The organism is Bacteroides sp. NSJ-39 (genome assembly GCF_014287315.1).
GTDB classification, from domain to species: Bacteria; Bacteroidota; Bacteroidia; order Bacteroidales; family Bacteroidaceae; genus Bacteroides; species Bacteroides finegoldii.
Window position 1 is genome coordinate 21,437 of the sequence record NZ_JACOOB010000027.1, and the last position, 17,496, is coordinate 38,932.

The window sequence follows — 17,496 nt, forward strand, 5'->3', positions numbered from 1 at the left end:
CATGACGGATTTAAAGATTATAATGCGTATTGCCCGAACCGATCTGGCTATTTTATTCTATTCGCCGATTGCATGGTTCATATTGATTGTTTTCTCATTCCTGACAACAGCAAGTTTTACGTCATTGATGGAGAATATAGTGACCGACTATGATCTGTCAGGCGGCAAGGAAGCATCTTTGAGCGGTATCTGCTTCTTAGGTAGTTACGGCTTTTTGTCCTCCGTCGTATCAAACATATACATCTATATTCCATTGTTGACAATGGGACTCATCAGTCGCGAAACGGCATCGGGTTCAATCAAACTGGCATATTCATCCCCAGTCACCAGTGGTCAGATCGTATTAGGTAAATATCTTGCAGCCATCGGATTTGGTTGCTGTCTGATGCTTGTCCCGATAGCCAGTGCCATTTATGGCAGTTTGGTAATCCCTTCTTTTGATTGGGCTCCTGTACTAGTCGCCCTTCTAGGACTCTATTTATTAATATGCGCCTATTGCGCTATCGGGCTCTTTATGTCCTCACTCACGACTTATCAAGTAGTAGCAGCAGTTGGGACTCTTATTATATTAGCTATACTGAATTTTGTAGGAAATATCGGCCAGGAATACGATTTTATACGCGAACTGACTTATTGGCTGTCAATAAACGGAAGAACAATCGATATGCTGAATGGAGTAATCCGGAGTGAAGATGTGATTTATTTCGTGGTCGTAGTAACCCTTTTCCTGACATTTACCACTTTCAAACTTACATCCGACCGGTGCACTATCAGTCGTTTCCGGCAAGCAATCAGCTATCTGGGATTTTTTGTCGCAGCAATGGCAATTGGCTATTTCACTTCACGTCCGGGAATGATTAAGGTATGGGATACAACACGCACTAAACTAAACTCACTTACCGAAAATAGCCAACACGTATTAGCAAAATTGACAGGACCGGTAACTATTACCAATTATGTTAACCTACTTGATAACAAATCATATCGCTACCTCCCTATCATGAAGAAAGCGAATGAAACAATCTTCGAACCTTATTGTCTCGCTAAACCGGACCTGCAAGTGAAATATGTCTATTATTATGATTTCGCCCCCAACGGCGTTGCAAATAATCCTAAGTTTCAAGGCAAAACAGTAGATGAGATACGTGATTATATGACCATGATTTATAACTTGAATCCTCATTTATTCAAATCCCCGGCAGAAATCCGCCAAATCATCGACCTGCGTGAAGAACAAAATACATTTGTTCGCATTATGGAAACACAAGATGGAAAACGTACCTTCATCCGTGATTTTGAAGATATGGATGCAACGCCATCCGAAGCGGAAATTACAGCAGCCATCAAAAAGATGATTTCAACTCCTCCCACTGTTGCCTTTATCAAAGGAGACGGTGAACGTGAGGTGTCCAAATCCGGTGACCGCGATTATAGCAACTTCTCCATTGAGAAATATTCTAGAGCCGCCTTAATTAATCAAGGCTTTGATGTCTGCGAGATCGACATTTCTCACGGAGACACCATTCCTTCCCTAATCAATATCGTGGTCCTTGCAGAAATGAGAACCCCGCTTACAGAAAAAGGAGAAAATCAACTGGAGGCTTACCTGGCTCGTGGAGGTAATTTATTTATTCTCACCGATACAGGCAGGCAAGAAGTTATGAATCCTTTTTTAAGCAAACTCGGTATCAAAATGGAAGAATACCAACTGGCACAATCTTCCGCTGATTTCTCTCCTAATCTGATTCTAGCCAAGGCAACCCGTGAATCGGGAAAACTTACATTCGAATTCAAAGATGATTTTCCCAAATATGATTTACGTGTCTCTATGCCCGGATGTGTAGCCCTTACATGCTCCAACAACGATTACGGCTTCCAATATACTCCGATTCTTGAAACAAATGCCAAAGGTGTATGGATTGAAAAAGAACAAATAGATTTACAGGAATCACCAGTAGAATGTAATGCTTCGGCAGGAGAGAAAGAACAAACCTATATCACAGCCTATGCCCTTTCACGCCAACTGAAAGATAAAGAGCAGCGTATTATCATCTCTGGTGATGCGGATTGCATAAGCAACACCGAACTGACTCTTTCACGCGAAGGATATAGATCAGGAAACTTTAATCTGATTATCGAAAGCTTCCGCTGGCTTTCCGGAGGAGAATTTCCAATCGACATACGCCGTCCCCATTGTACAGACAATAAACTTTCGATCGGAGTGAAAGATATTGGTACAATGAAAACTATTTTCATAATCATTATACCAGCTATCCTCTTACTTATAGGAGTTGGCATCTGGTTTTTCCGCAGAAGAAATTAATAAGAGAAAAAGATGAACTTAAGACTTATACTTAGAATAGCCCGTACCGAACTAGCGGTACTCTTTTACTCACCGGTCGCATGGTTACTGCTGGTCGCATTTACATGCCAGGTAGGATTCGACTTTATGAATATCCTGACGGAAATAGTAAAAATAAAAGCATTGGGCAACACGATCACTTTTAGCGTCACAGCCGGTTTTGTCCTTGGTCTCAAAGGAATATATGAAGTAATACAAGAAACCATTTATCTGTATATTCCTTTATTAACCATGAATTTGATGAGTCGTGAATATTCATCAGGCTCTATCAAACTACTTTATTCATCACCGGTAAGCAGTGTTCAAATCATTACCGGCAAGTTTGTTTCAATGGTGGTATTTGCCCTAATCTTTGTCATCATCCTTGCCCTACCGACAATCGTAATGTTTATCTCCGTGCCACATGTCGATATTACACTTATCTTGGCGGGATTGTTATCCATGTTTCTGCTGATACTGACCTATTGTTCTATCGGTCTCTTTATGACCACACTCACATCTTACCAAGTTGTGGCAGCTGTCGCCACCCTTTCCGCATTAGCATTTCTCAATTATGTGGGAGGAATTGGGCAGGAGTCCATATTCTTTAGAGAAATTACTTATTGGCTATCCATTAAAGGACGTGCCAGTGAGATGGTTGGAGGATTGATATGTAGCGATGATGTTATCTATTTCCTCGCCGTAATTTTATTATTCCTCTGGCTATCGGTCATTAAACTGAATAATGAAAAAACACGCCGCTCACTCTTTTCAAAAACAATGCGATATGCATTAGCTGTATGTACTATTATAGTTATCGGCTTTGCCAGTTCCCGTCCGGCAATGATGGGCTTTTATGATGCTACCCGCAGCAAACAACGTACACTTTCAGAAGAAAGCCAGAAAGTAATGGAGCAATTGTCCGGACCTATGACGATCACAACTTACGTCAATATTTTCGATAAAGAATTTGATGTCGCTTCTCCAAGAGAACAAAAAGAGGATATGGCACGCTTCAAAATGTACACACGTTTCAAACCAGAGATAAAAATGGAGTATGTTTACTATTACTCTACACCGAAAGACAGCGCCCTTTATCGCCAATATCCGAATAAGAACATTCGTGAGATAGCTTATGAAGTTGCCAAGAAGAAGAACTTCAATCCTAAAAAGCTTAAAAGTGCCGAAGAACTGAAAGAAAAAATAGACTTGGCTAAAGAAAATTATCGATTTGTGCGGGTTGTTGAACGTGGCTCCGGTGAACAAGCCCGCCTTCGTTTGTTCGACGATATGGAATATCACCCTTCTGAAACAGAAATCTCCGCAGCATTGAAGAAAATGCTTGTTACTCCTGTGAAGGTAGGCGCCATCACAGGACATCAGGAACGTTCCACCACTAAAAAGGGAGATCAGGATTACTCACTTTTTGCCACACATGGACGCTTTCGTTATTCCATGATTAATCAAGGCTTTGATTTGGTGGAACTGAATCTGAAGGATATGAATGATATACCAAATAATATCAATATATTACTTATTGCTGAAATGCGTTCTTCCATGAGTTCCAAAGAACAAGAAATCATAGATCGTTTTCTTGAACGCGGAGGTAATATGATGATTATGGGCGACGTCGGACGTCAGGAAGTAATGAATCCTTTACTCCGGAAAGTCGGTTTAAAACTGTTGCCGGGAATCATTGCACAACCTTCTGATGTTAATCCCGGAGACCTCGTTCTCGCAAAAGCTACCCAGATAGCCGCCGACAGTATAGGAGGTTTCTACAAACGTATGGTTGACAGGCAGAAGCATAGTGCAGTCACCATGCCATCGGCTGTTGCTCTGGAAGTTGTCGATACAACAAAATTCCATCCAATAGTTTTATTACAAAGCAACGCCCAACAGACATGGATTGAGTATCAAACAAAAGATTTTGTGAATGACTCCCTTTCATTAGACTCTCTTCAAGGTGAAAAGTTAGGAGCCTATCCCACGGCAATAGCGTTAACCCGCAAGATTAAAGGCAAAGATAAAAAACAACGAATCATTGTGTTGGGGGATGCAGACTGTTTCAGCAATGCCGAACTACAAAAAAGCTCAAGACCGGGTATCTATTCATTCAACTTCAATATGATTCCCGGTTCATTCCGTTGGCTATGCTATAATGAATTTCCGGTATCTTCTTCCAGAAACCCTTATCTCGATAAAGATATCAGCCTGACTCCTATGGATCTATCTACTATCAAAATTATCTATTGCTATGGCATCCCATTTATTATTGGTCTGTGTGGTATTTGGATATGCTGGAGGAGAAGAAAACGATAAAAAGAGAGAATAGAAAAACTTCCGGCAAGCAGATTTTGTGCCTGTCGGAAGTCTAATTCTTTCATAAACTCCTTCAAAACTATGCTTTCATCCGCATCACAAACCGACTCCCCTTACCCAATTCGCTCTCTACCGTCAGCGTACCGCCATGAGCTTCCACAAAATCCTTAGAAATAGATAATCCCAAACCACTGCCTTGCACTTTCGTTCCGGGTACACGGAAATAGCGGTCGAAGATACTTTTGTGATAACGCGGATCAATGCCTTTGCCAAAGTCCTGAACATACAATTCGATCCAGTTTTCATCCTGCCTGGCACCGATAACCACACGCCCGTTTTCTTTTGAATAGCGAATAGCATTACTTAACAGATTCGTCAACACCCAGGCAATCTTCTCACTGTCGACAAAAAGCTTACCAATTTTCTCTTCCGGATACTCCACTTCTATCTGAATATTAAACTTATCCGCTTGCACCTGATTAGCTTTGATCGCATACTCAATCAGTTCAATCGGTTTGGTGATCTTCGGCATCAACTGTAATTTACCAGCTTCCACCTGCGTCATGTTAAGCAATTCTCCGGTGATACTTAACAAACGTTCGCTATTCTCCTTAATACTCTTTGAAAGCTGTTCCTGCTCATCATTCAGTGCACCGACACGTTTATCCTCAAGCAGTTGGAGACTCATCATAATAGCAGCAATCGGAGTTTTCAGTTCATGAGAGATGGTCGAGATAAACGTAGTCTTGGCAGAATCCAGTTCTTTGAATTCCGTGATATTCTTTAGTAAAATGACATCACCCAGTTTGCGAGGTTCATCTTTTTCAGCCTCCGTATTAATGATGGGAACATAAGATGCCTTAAAGTAACTCTCTTTATCGTCTGCATATATTTTCAACGGTTCCTTCTGTTCGCCCGGTGTCACCAGTTCACGAATCAGCCGACGCAGCAAATCATTCTTCAAAGCCAGTTCCTCCGCCGATTGACGAATCACATTCTCCCGTTTCAAATTCAGTACATTCAGTGCTTCCTCATTGATAAACAAAATCTCACGTTCCATATTCAGACCAATCACCGGATCATCTATACTATTAACAATGGCTTCAATAAACTTCTTGGCAGAAAGGATATCCGACAAAGTACTGGCACGATATTCGGTCAAACGTTCTGCCATCCGGTTAAAACTATCCGCTACATCCCGGAACTCTTCATTATTATCCATTTGCAGACGCTTCTCATAGTTATGATTGGCTATTTCAAGAATTCCTTCTTTCAGCTCTTTAACCGGTTTACTGATAGAACGAGGCAGCCAATAAAGCAATATCAGCCCAGTCAAGATACAGATTCCCCCCGTTATGGAAATCCATAGCAATGCACGTTCCAAGGCAGGCATAGCAGCAGGACTATCAGGTTCTGTCGCAGTCAGAATTTGAAGATTCACTACTGAAAGTGTTACCAACAAAATAATCATTCCGGCCAGCATTCCGATGCCAAGAATCAGTTTCGTTTTAATATTCATAACGTTCATACGATTAATATTATGCAAGTATAATCAAATCTACATTAGCTTGCGACAAATTATTTAAAAACTTTCTATATCCCAGTATAGAACAAATAGCGTATGGCAGCCTCAAATTAGGAGTTCCCATACATACTGTCGATATCTGTTTCTCTTTACAAACCTTGACGATGCTCCCCAAAATGTCTTTCGACTGCACCTGGACAACTTCTCCCCCAAGTTCCGCCACCAGTTTAAAATGATTCAACAAATACCGTTGACTGGCCAAATCAATTCGATCCATACTCTCTTTCGGAGTCTGAACATACAAAGCTATAAAAGTAGTATTATACCGGGTTGCCAACTTTGCCGCCTTTCTGATAATTCGCCGGGGTGTTTTCTCGTGACTACTGATACAAGCCATAAACTTCTCATGCCGAAGTCCGACGGCTACTCCCATCACCACCTCATTCTCCACCTTTTTTTCTACCCGCAACGCCACTTCCTTCAGAGCCAACTCACGCAATTGAAGAATATTCTCGGTTCTAAAGAAATTATCCAATGCTGTCTGAATCTTTTCCGGACGATAGATCTTTCCCGCTTTCAAACGGGCAATCAGTTCTTCTGCCGTCAAGTCAATATTCACCACCTCATCCGCTTCCTGAAGCACACTGTCGGGCACTCGTTCTTTCACTTCAATCCCCGTAATTTCCTGCACTTCTTCATTCACGCTTTCGATGTGCTGAATATTGATTGCCGAAATCACATTGATTCCCTCATCCAGCAGAGTTATCACATCTTGCCAACGTTTCTCATTCAGGCTGCCTTCTACATTGGTATGCGCCAGTTCGTCCACAATTACTATTTCCGGATGGATACGGATAATCGCATCCACATCCATTTCTTCCAACTCTTTCCCCTTATAGAAGATTTTGCGACGCGGAATGACAGGGAGCCCTTGCAGTAACGCCTCGGTCCCGGCACGTCCATGAGTTTCGATATAGCCGATTTGCACGTCCACACCGTTCTCCAGCAGTTCATGTGCCTCCTGAAGCATACGATATGACTTTCCCACACCGGCTATCATACCGATATAGACCTTAAACTTGCCCCGGTGGGATCTCTTTATCAGATCCAAAAAATACTGTACACTTTGTTCTCTATCATCCATTATGTCAATCTGTTATTTTAAACATCCTAACCCGTAGCAATCATCACGATCACCACGGGTTCACAAAAATTCATGAGTTTATTTTATGGCCTTAAAGTTACGCCAAATACTAGATGGGCATCCTCCAAACGCGGATTCCATATAGCTTGCACAAATATAGGCAATGAAAACTTATCATTAAAATTGATAGCTTTCGTTGCTTTCAAAGCAAGGTTCGTCACTGCAAAACCATTCACATTATATTGCGGAGTTTCATAAGGAACCACTCCACAGGTAGCATTCAAGTCTACCCCTTTTACGCTGAACGGATAATTCAATTCTACGTAAGAAGAATATGCCTGTTTTTCTTCCCCCTTGTCAGTCATCTTTCTGTCAGCACCAGCAAACATGGTATACCATGCAATAGACAACGGGAATTTCTCAATAGGAAGCGTGTAAGCTAATCCTGCTTCAAAATGATGTCCGGTGTCGCCACTCTTAAAATGGAAATAATCATTTGTAAGTTCTCCATTGGCTACATCAGCTTGTCCGTTCCACCAAAGACTGGCTACTGAAAATGTCGGTCCTGCTTCACCAAACTTATAAGCCGCAGTGAGGTCAATTTCTTTATTACTTTCACTCAAACTGGTTGAGCCCCATGCAGTAAGCGAGAAATTGCCTACGCTAAATCCCAAAGTCGGTTGAAAAGAAGCGGCACCACCCTGATAAATACCACGCCATACATACGAACTTACCAAATCACCTTGTATAGTAAACTCTTGTGCTTGTGCATTGCCAGTTCCCAACATACATACGGCTGCTACAGCCATTGTTCCTAAAATACTCTTTTTACTAAAAAAACTTTTCATACTTTTTATCTAATTCTATTTTATGTTCCTGTAAAAAAGCAGCGCCCCATCCAACCCTGTTTATTTGAACCGCTGGTATCACCCAAACGATTCGGACAGGAACGCTGCTCCTGATCTTCATCTACTTATTACTTTCTTCAAGAGCTATATTCAATTTCAGCACATTCACCTTTTCTGTCCCCAACAATCCCAGGAACGGTTTTTCGATGCTTTTATCAACAATCGCTCTTACTTGTTCTTCTGTTAATCCGCGTGCTTGCGCTACTCTCTTCACTTGTACATACGCACATTGAGGAGTGATGTTAGGATCCAGTCCCGAAGCACTGGCCGTAACCATTTCGGCAGGTACATCCGCACGGTTCAAATAAGGATGATGTACAAGGAAAGTATCGATACGTGCTTTCACTTCATCCAAATATTCCTGATTCGTAGGGCCTTTGTTGCTACCGGAAGAACTACTAGCGTCATATCCGTCTCCGGCAGAAGAAGGACGTCCCCAGAAATAAATATCTTTTGTAAACATCTGACCCACATTAGCTGCTCCCACTACTTTTCCATCCAGCGTAGCTACCTCTGCATTTCCCTTATTAGGACCTGCAACCTGCGCAAACAGCCACAGGATAAGGATATAGAACACGGAGAAAAGGACACAAAAAGCAAGTGTTATTTTTAATGACTTCAATAAAGTTTTCATTGCTATTGTTTTTTAATTAAAAGAATAAACCTACCAATAAATCTATCAACTTGATTCCCACAAAAGGAACAATCACACCACCCAAACCATAGATCAACAGATTACGGCGAAGTAAAGCACTCGCACCTATCGGTTTGTATTGCACTCCACGCAAAGCCAGCGGAATCAGAATCGGAATAATAATCGCATTAAAAATAACCGCTGAAAGAATGGCGCTTTCAGGACTATGCAGATGCATGATATTCAGAGCTGCCAATTCGGGAATAGCAATCATAAACAAGGCCGGAACGATAGCAAAATACTTCGCAACGTCATTGGCGATAGAGAAAGTGGTCAGTGTACCGCGTGTCATCAGCAATTGTTTACCGATTTCCACAATCTCGATCAGTTTCGTCGGATCGTTATCCAGATCGACCATATTACCGGCTTCCTTCGCCGCCTGTGTACCACTATTCATGGCTACACCTACATTGGCTTGTGCCAGAGCAGGAGCATCGTTCGTTCCGTCTCCCATCATTGCAACCAATTTACCAGCCTGCTGTTCCTTCTTGATATATTCCATCTTATCTTCCGGTTTAGCTTCAGCGATAAAATCATCCACACCGGCTTTTTCGGCAATATATTTTGCAGTTAATGGGTTATCTCCTGTCACCATGACCGTCTTCACTCCCATCTTACGCAGACGTTCGAAACGTTCCTGAATACCCGGTTTGATAATATCCTGCAACTCAATGACACCGGTCACTTTCTTGTTTACACATACTACCAATGGCGTACCACCATTGCTGGAGATAGAAGAAATGACCTCTTCCACTTCTTTCGGGAATTCATTTCCTGCACCTTCCACCATCTTACGGATAGCGTCGAAAGCACCTTTACGAATTTGCGTTCCATCTGCCAGGTCTACTCCCGAACATTTGGTTTCAGCCGTAAACTTAATCATTCGTGCTCCCGTTGTATTCAGGTTACGCATACGGATGCCCGACTCGCGTCCCAGTTCTACGATAGACTTACCTTCCGGCGTTTCATCGGACAAGGAAGACAACAGACAAGTCTCTACAAAATCGTGCAAATTGACACCCGGAGCCGTATGGAAATGAGTTGCTTTACGGTTACCGATGGTGATAGTACCCGTTTTATCCAGCAGCAACGTATCAATATCACCGGCAGTCTCTACTGCTTTACCGGATTTAGTAATCACGTTGGCACGGAGCGCGCGGTCCATACCGGCAATACCGATGGCAGAGAGAAGTCCACCGATAGTTGTCGGAATCAGACACACAAACAAAGAAATAAGCGAAGCAATGGTGATGACCGTATGACTATAGTCGGCAAACGATTTCAAGGTAACACACACTATGACGAAAACAAGCGTAAAACCTGCCAGTAGAATAGTCAACGCAATCTCGTTCGGGGTTTTCTGACGGGAAGCACCTTCCACCAATGCAATCATCTTATCAAGGAAACTTTCTCCCGGTTGAGTAGTCACCAGTACCTTTATATGATCGGACAATACCTTCGTACCACCCGTTACGGAACTCTTGTCGCCACCTGCCTCACGGATCACCGGAGCAGACTCGCCAGTGATAGCACTTTCATCAATAGAAGCCAGCCCTTCAATAATCTCTCCATCGGAAGGAATCACGTCTCCCGCCTCACAAACAAACACATCTCCTTTCTTCAACTGTGAAGAACTGACAGTAACGATTTTATTACCTTCCACTTTCTTTGCCGGTGTCTCTTCACGAGTCTTACGCAAGCTGTCGGCCTGTGCTTTACCACGTGCTTCGGCAATAGCTTCGGCAAAATTGGCAAACAACAAGGTTACAAACAGAATGATAAACACAGCAATATTGTAAGCAAACGAACCTTGTGAAGAATTTACAATGGAGTAGAGCGTTACGAGCAGCATGACCACTGTGGCCACTTCTACTGTAAACATAATCGGGTTCTTTATCATCATCCGTGGGTTCAGTTTCACGAATGACTGTTTCAAACTTTCTATAACTTGCTCCTTTGGAAACAAAGAAGCTGATTTATTATCTTTCATATCTTCTCTAATTCAGTATTACAAACTTAAATGTTCAGCAATTGTACTCAATGCATGTACCGGGAAGAACGACAGCGCAGCAATAATGAAGATAACCACAAATGTCATGACTCCGAAAGTCAATGTATCGGTCTTCAATGTGCCGGCACTTTCCGGAATGAATTTCTTCTGTGCCAGTAATCCGGCAATGGCAACCTGCCCGATGATAGGAATAAAACGGCTCAAAATCAGAACAATACCACACGTATAATTCCAGAAATAAGTATTATCTCCCAAACCTTCAAAACCGGAACCGTTATTGGCGGCACAAGAAGTGTACTCGTAAAGTTGCTCACTTAAACCGTGGAATCCCAAGTTGTTCAACCATCCACCTTCACTTTCCACAAAATCAGGGTGATGCACATAAATATAACTTGAGAGTGCTGTAAATACCAAAATGACAAACGGATGAAGCAGAGCTACAATCGTAGCGATTTTCATTTCGCGGGCTTCCACTTTCTTGCCGAGGAATTCCGGCGTACGTCCTACCATCAAACCGCTGATAAACACTGTAATGATAATAAATGTATAGTAATTCATCCATCCTACACCTACACCGCCAAACCAAGTGTTAATCTGCATATTCAGCATCTCCATCATTCCGGACAGCGGCATAGTAGAATCATGCATACCATTCACAGAACCATTAGAGGTTACAGTAGTTACAATACTCCATAATGCTGTTGCTCCGGCTCCCAAACGAACCTCTTTACCTTCCATCGCACCATTATCCTGCGCAATTCCCAATTCATCAATGCGTGGATTACCGCCCATTTCCTGACTGACATTAATACATACGCCTACCAGAAAAGCGAAAAGCATTACTCCGAATATACTGTAAGCCAACTTCTTTCTGCGGGTATAAAATCCCAGCGCAAGTACCATTGCCATCGGGATAATCAGAATAGACCAACATTCTACCATATTAGTAAGATATGTCGGATTCTCCAACGGATGAGAAGAGTTTACACCAAAATAACCACCACCATTTGTACCCAATTGTTTGATAGGAACAATCGCAGCCGTAGGACCTTGAGAAACCATTTGTTCCTGGCCTTCCATCGTAGTTACCTTCATCTTACCGTCAAATCCCATCGGGGTTCCTTGGAGAATCAGGATAAAACCTACAATCAGAGAAAGAGGCAATAAAATACGTGTACAGCTTATTACCAGAAATTGCCAGAAGTTACCAATTGTTTTGGTTGTTTTTGCAGCAATACTCTTCATAATACCTGCCATAGCAGCCATACCTGTTGCTGCGGTAATAAACTGGAAAAGCATGATGACGAACAGTTGAGTAAAATAAGTAAGTCCGCTTTCACCGCTATAGTGCTGCAAGTTACAGTTCACCATAAAACTGATACAGGTATTGAATGCCTGATCCGGAGTCTGCGGTCCGTTGCCGTCCGGATTTAAGGGCAACCATCCTTGTGAAACCAAGAGTACCATTCCCCAGAAAAACCAGAAAGCATTCAAAATCAACAATGCTTTCAGGAATTGTTTCCAGTTCATTTCTTCATTGGGGTCGATTCCACAAACTTTATAAATGACTCTTTCGATAGGAGCCATAAAATCAGACCAAGTCTTTTCTCCTCTGTAGACCTTGGCAATGTATTTTCCCAGTGGATAAGCCAGAATCACCATCAAGGCTATCTGAACAACCACGCCTAAAATTTCTGTATTCATATACTTTTTACCTTAAACTGTGTGTGTTACTTTAAAACTTTTCGGGTTTGACGAGCACGTACATCAAATAACCGAAGATCGCAATACCTAATACGAATAATGCTGTGTACATAATCAATTCTCCTTTTTCTTTAAATATTCTCAAACCAGTCTACACATTTCCAAAATAGCCAGAAACAAGCGAAACCGCTTAACAGGCAGAAAATAAATGATAGTGTTATTCCCATGTTTTTACCTTTTAAATGATTACTATTAATTTTCACTTGCCACTCTTTATGCCAAATGCGTGCCATAAAAAGCAGATAACAGATAATATATTAATATTCAAATAGATACGCATCATTAGATACTTTCTATCCATCCAACCTACCCTTCCATTTTGAAAAAAGAATTCTATTTTGAAAAGCTTTATACTTTTCCGGAATTTCAGAAGAGAAAAAATAAGCAAATTATCACTTTGAAAGGGGGATTTTCATTTTGAAAAGGTAAGAGAAGGAAATATAGCACTTATAAAACACTGATAATAAGAGATTAGCAACTAATACAAGTCTATTGGTATATGCTTTGCAAAGAGACAGACATGAAACTTTATATTATTGCAAACAGATTACCTGTCAAAGTAGCCGGCACAAACGGCAAATTCGCATTTTCGCGTAGCGAAGGCGGGCTGGCAACAGGTTTGGATTCTCTTCAGACTTCTTATGAGAAGCACTGGATAGGTTGGCCCGGAATATGTACCAATGAAGAAAAGGACCAACAGGAGATTAACGAGAAACTACAGGAAATGAATTTTCATCCGGTCTTCTTGTCGGAAAAGCAAATTGAAAATTATTACGAGGGATACAGTAACAGTACTATCTGGCCTTTGTGTCATTACTTTTATGCTTATACCTTATATAAGAACTGCTTTTGGCAAGCCTATCAACAAGTCAACCGTCTTTTCTGTGAGAAGATTTGCCGGCTGATACGTCCCGGCGACAAAGTATGGATACAGGATTATCAACTGATGCTACTTCCGGGAATGTTGAGGAAAATATATCCGGAACTCTGTATCGGATATTTCCATCATATCCCGTTCCCCTCCTACGAACTTTTTCGTATTCTGCCGGAGCGTGCCGAGATACTGAAAGGCTTATTGGGAGCAGACTTCATTGCTTTCCATACCCACGACTATATGCGTCACTTCATCAGTGCCGTAGAACGTGTATTACACCTCGACTTTAAACTGGATGAAGTGCAGATCAACAACCGAGTGACCAGAGTAGAGGCATTACCGATGGGAATCAACTATGAATCTTATCATAAGGCTTCGGAAAATAAAGAAGTACACCAAGCTATTGAACGTACCCGGAAACTTTTCGGCGAGCATAAACTCATCCTGTCAGTAGACAGACTGGACTATAGTAAAGGAATACTGCATCGTCTGCATGGCTTCGCCACCTTCCTCGAACATCATTCCGAATATCATGGCAAGGTCACATTAGCGATGGTCATCGTTCCTTCACGTGACCATGTAGGCAGCTATGCGGAACTAAAAACAAAGATCGACGAAGAAATCGGCTCTATCAACGGACGCTACTCCACAATGAACTGGACTCCCGTCTGTTATTTCTACCACGGCTTCTCGCTGGAAGAACTGACCGCCATATATTATGTAGCCGATATAGCCCTCGTCACTCCACTTCGGGATGGCATGAACCTGGTGGCTAAAGAATACGTAGCTACCAAGTGCGACAATCCGGGCGTACTTATCCTTAGCGAAATGGCAGGTGCCGCTGTAGAACTGACGGACGCTATCCAAATCAATCCGAACGATACGGAACAAATAGAGAATGCGATTTGCCAGGCACTTGAAATGCCGGAAGAGGAACAAAAGCAGCGCCTGCAACGTATGCAAAGTATTCTGTCTGTACAGACAGTCAACAAATGGGCAGCCGACTTTGTCAATGAACTGAACATGACGTGCATGAAAAACGATCTGTTACGAAAAAAACGCATCGTAGCTGCTACCATCGCACAAATCAAGTTAAAGTATAACCAGGCAAAACAACGCCTTGTTCTGCTGGATTACGATGGTACGCTGGCAGCTCTCAAATCACGTCCCGAAGATGCCCAACCTACACCAGAACTTATTTCTATTCTACAACAATTGGCTAGCGATCCCGCCAATCATATTGTAATCAATAGCGGGCGGGATCATTTTACATTAGAAAAATGGCTCGGTTCCCTTCCTATTTCTATGGCTGCCGAACATGGAGCTTTCTACAAAGAAAACGGAGTTTGGCATAAAAATATAAAGAAGATAGAATGGGGAGCGGGTATTCTTTCTATCCTACAACTGTTTGTAGACCGAACTCCCCACTCACATCTGGAAGTAAAAGAAACAACCCTGGCATGGCATTATCGTGAAAGTGACGCATGGCTCGGCACATTAAGAGCCCAACAACTTGTCAATGCACTGATCTCAATCTGCACCCGGCAGAAACTACAAATTCTGCAAGGGAATAAAGTGATCGAAATCAAATCGCCGGATTGCAATAAAGGCTCGGAGGTGGGACGTCTATTAGCCAACAGACATTACGATTTCGTAATAGCGATGGGAGACGACACAACAGATGAAGATATGTTTCAGGCATTACCCAAAAACGCTATTAGCATTAAAATAGGTAGCGTATCCGAAGCCGCCAACTATCATCTGTCTGCTCAATCCGACGTACTTCCATTCTTACAATCTTTACTAGGCAAACAAAAAACTGCCACAAAAGAAGGAAGTATTAAGAATCGCCTGACTTTCGCTTTCGACTTTCTCAAAGATCTATTAAAAACTCAATAAAAAGCAATCAATATGAATAATTTAAATTATGGAGTGATAGGTAACTGCCGTACAGCAGCCCTCATTTCGCAGAACGGAAATATCGAATGGCTCTGTTTTCCCGATTTCGATTCTCCTTCTATTTTTGCCAGTCTGCTCGACCGGGAGAAAGGGGGAGCTTTTGGATTCGAAGTTGCCGGAGACTATCGCATCACACAAAGTTATGTTCCGCACACCAATATCCTTTCTACCCAATTCTCCTCTGATGAAGGAGAATTTGTAGTGCTCGACTATATGCCCTGTTATCGTTCCAAAGACGAAACAGGACATTATTTGCCTGCCGAATTATATCGCTACATACATTGGATAAAAGGAAAACCGCGTTTCAAGATCAACTACCATCCGGCTCCAAACTATGCACAGGGACAAGTGATCCTAAATATAACTCCGCAGTATATAGAGTCCTACTGTTCCTCTGAAAATAAGGACAGACAATATTTATACGCTTCCCTGTCTCTTCAAGACATCAAAGAGAAAAAAGAAATCATTCTTGAGAAAGACGAATTTCTCTTGCTTTCCTATAATGAGAAAGTAATTCCAATTGACATAGAAAGGGAAAAAATAGAATATTGCCGTACGCTGGTATATTGGCTGAACTGGACAGACAGAAGTAAGAAATACATTCTATATAATGACGTAATCGAACGAAGTTTGTTGGTTCTGAAACTAATGTCCTATCACAACGGAGCCGTATTAGCAGCACTAACCACAAGTCTTCCGGAAGCTGTAGGAGAAGTCCGCAACTGGGATTATCGTTTTTGCTGGCTCCGGGATGCTTCTATGTCCATCGAAACCATGTTCCAGATCGGACACACTGGTGCAGCTAAACGTTTTATGAAATTTATCCAATCTACATTCGTTTCCAAACATGATTATCAAATTATGTATGGCATCCGGGGCGAGCACCAACTAACTGAAGTGATACTCGACCATTTATCCGGCTACAAACACTCCAAACCTGTACGAATAGGCAATGATGCGTACCACCAGAAACAAAACGACTCTTTTGGTTACCTGATGGACTTGATTTACCAATATTATCGTCTCATGCCCGGTACATTGGACGAAATTGAAGATATGTGGGAGATGGTAAAGAGCATTTTAGCAACCGTAGTAGAAAACTGGAAAAAAACAGATAAAGGGATTTGGGAAATTAGAGGGGAGGGACAACACTTTGTTTCTTCTAAAGTTATGTGCTGGGTAGCCCTAGATCGCGGAGCGAAAATTGCTCAAATGCTTAATAAATACAATTATAGCGAACGTTGGCAACTGGAAGCTGAAAAAATAAAGAAAGACGTAATGAAATACGGCTGGAATAAAGAACTTCAAAGTTTCACACAAACGTACGACAACCAAGCAATGGATTCTTCATTACTATTGATGGAACCTTATGGGTTTATAGAAGCTGATGATATACGCTATCATCAAACAGTGGAAGCTGTCAGGAAAGCTCTTTTTCATAAAGGACTTATGTATCGCTACAACAGCAAAGATGATTTCGGGTTGCCTACTTCTGCTTTTACGATTTGTACATTCTGGCTTATACGAGCACTGTTTGTCACCGGACATAAAGAAGAAGCGCGTTGTCTGTTTGACGAGGTTCTGAAATATTCCAATCACCTCGGATTGTTCAGTGAGGATATTGATTTCGAAACCAAAGAACAGTTGGGAAATTTCCCGCAGGCATATTCACATTTGGCATTAGTGAATACTGCTATCCTATTTGCGGAAGAAGAGAAGAGGTTATCTTTTATCCGTCCTTAAAAACAGCCCCTCTTGATTCATTGATGAATCTTTTTGCAAAGTACCAAAAACAGAAAGCCCCTTGATTCGTTGCTGAATCAAGGGGCTTCTCTAAAAACGGCGGCTACCTACTCTCCCACTGTTACGCAGTACCATCGGCGTGACGAGGCTTAACTTCTCTGTTCGGAATGGGAAGAGGTGGAACCCTCGTGCTATAACCACCTGAATAAAT

At 42.0% G+C, this 17,496-nt stretch carries 11 protein-coding genes and 1 rRNA gene; 4 read left to right on the forward strand and 8 right to left on the reverse strand.

From position 1 onward, the window contains the following. Window position 1 precedes the first annotated feature (1 nt). A complete protein-coding gene (locus H8S63_RS18780; protein ID WP_186927623.1) occupies window positions 2–2,323 on the forward strand; it encodes a Gldg family protein in 2,322 nt (773 codons plus the stop codon). A gap of 12 nt (window positions 2,324–2,335) precedes the next feature. Further along, window positions 2,336–4,663 (forward strand): Gldg family protein, encoded by a 2,328-nt coding sequence (locus H8S63_RS18785; protein WP_186927624.1) that lies wholly within the window; start codon window positions 2,336–2,338, stop codon window positions 4,661–4,663. Between the two features lie 79 nt (window positions 4,664–4,742). Here the strand turns inward: H8S63_RS18785 and H8S63_RS18790 are convergent, their stop codons facing one another. The 7 genes from H8S63_RS18790 to H8S63_RS20440 form a co-directional block, all read right to left on the reverse strand. Further along, on the reverse strand, window positions 4,743–6,182 hold the full coding sequence (locus H8S63_RS18790; RefSeq protein ID WP_186927630.1) for an ATP-binding protein: 1,440 nt from the start codon (window positions 6,180–6,182) through the stop codon (window positions 4,743–4,745). A gap of 19 nt (window positions 6,183–6,201) precedes the next feature. Beyond that, window positions 6,202–7,332 carry a sensor protein KdpD gene (locus H8S63_RS18795; RefSeq protein ID WP_128858207.1) on the reverse strand — a complete coding sequence of 377 codons (1,131 nt, stop codon included), beginning with the start codon at window positions 7,330–7,332 and terminating at the stop codon, window positions 6,202–6,204. 83 nt (window positions 7,333–7,415) lie between these two features. After that, window positions 7,416–8,180, reverse strand: coding sequence for a hypothetical protein (locus H8S63_RS18800; protein ID WP_186927625.1), 765 nt, complete (start codon window positions 8,178–8,180; stop codon window positions 7,416–7,418). Window positions 8,181–8,301: 121 nt separating this feature from the next. Then, the gene (locus tag H8S63_RS18805) at window positions 8,302–8,874 is read right to left on the reverse strand and encodes a K(+)-transporting ATPase subunit C (RefSeq protein WP_128858205.1); all 573 of its coding nucleotides are present in this window, start codon (window positions 8,872–8,874) and stop codon (window positions 8,302–8,304) included. 16 nt (window positions 8,875–8,890) lie between these two features. Next, on the reverse strand, window positions 8,891–10,924 hold the full coding sequence (gene kdpB, locus H8S63_RS18810; RefSeq protein WP_186927626.1) for a potassium-transporting ATPase subunit KdpB: 2,034 nt from the start codon (window positions 10,922–10,924) through the stop codon (window positions 8,891–8,893). 18 nt (window positions 10,925–10,942) lie between these two features. Next, on the reverse strand, window positions 10,943–12,649 hold the full coding sequence (gene kdpA, locus H8S63_RS18815; protein WP_186927627.1) for a potassium-transporting ATPase subunit KdpA: 1,707 nt from the start codon (window positions 12,647–12,649) through the stop codon (window positions 10,943–10,945). A 31-nt stretch (window positions 12,650–12,680) separates the two neighbouring features. Continuing rightward, window positions 12,681–12,761 carry a potassium-transporting ATPase subunit F gene (locus tag H8S63_RS20440; protein WP_073343870.1) on the reverse strand — a complete coding sequence of 27 codons (81 nt, stop codon included), beginning with the start codon at window positions 12,759–12,761 and terminating at the stop codon, window positions 12,681–12,683. Between the two features lie 447 nt (window positions 12,762–13,208). Between H8S63_RS20440 and H8S63_RS18825 the strand changes: the two genes are divergently transcribed. Further along, entirely contained in the window at window positions 13,209–15,482 is a 2,274-nt protein-coding gene (locus H8S63_RS18825; RefSeq protein ID WP_186927628.1) for a bifunctional alpha,alpha-trehalose-phosphate synthase (UDP-forming)/trehalose-phosphatase, read from the forward strand. A gap of 12 nt (window positions 15,483–15,494) precedes the next feature. Beyond that, window positions 15,495–17,285, forward strand: coding sequence for a glycoside hydrolase family 15 protein (locus tag H8S63_RS18830; protein ID WP_186927629.1), 1,791 nt, complete (start codon window positions 15,495–15,497; stop codon window positions 17,283–17,285). 94 nt (window positions 17,286–17,379) lie between these two features. Here H8S63_RS18830 and rrf read toward each other — a convergent pair. Beyond that, window positions 17,380–17,490, reverse strand: a 5S ribosomal RNA gene (gene rrf / locus H8S63_RS18835). Between the last annotated feature and the right edge of the window lie 6 nt (window positions 17,491–17,496).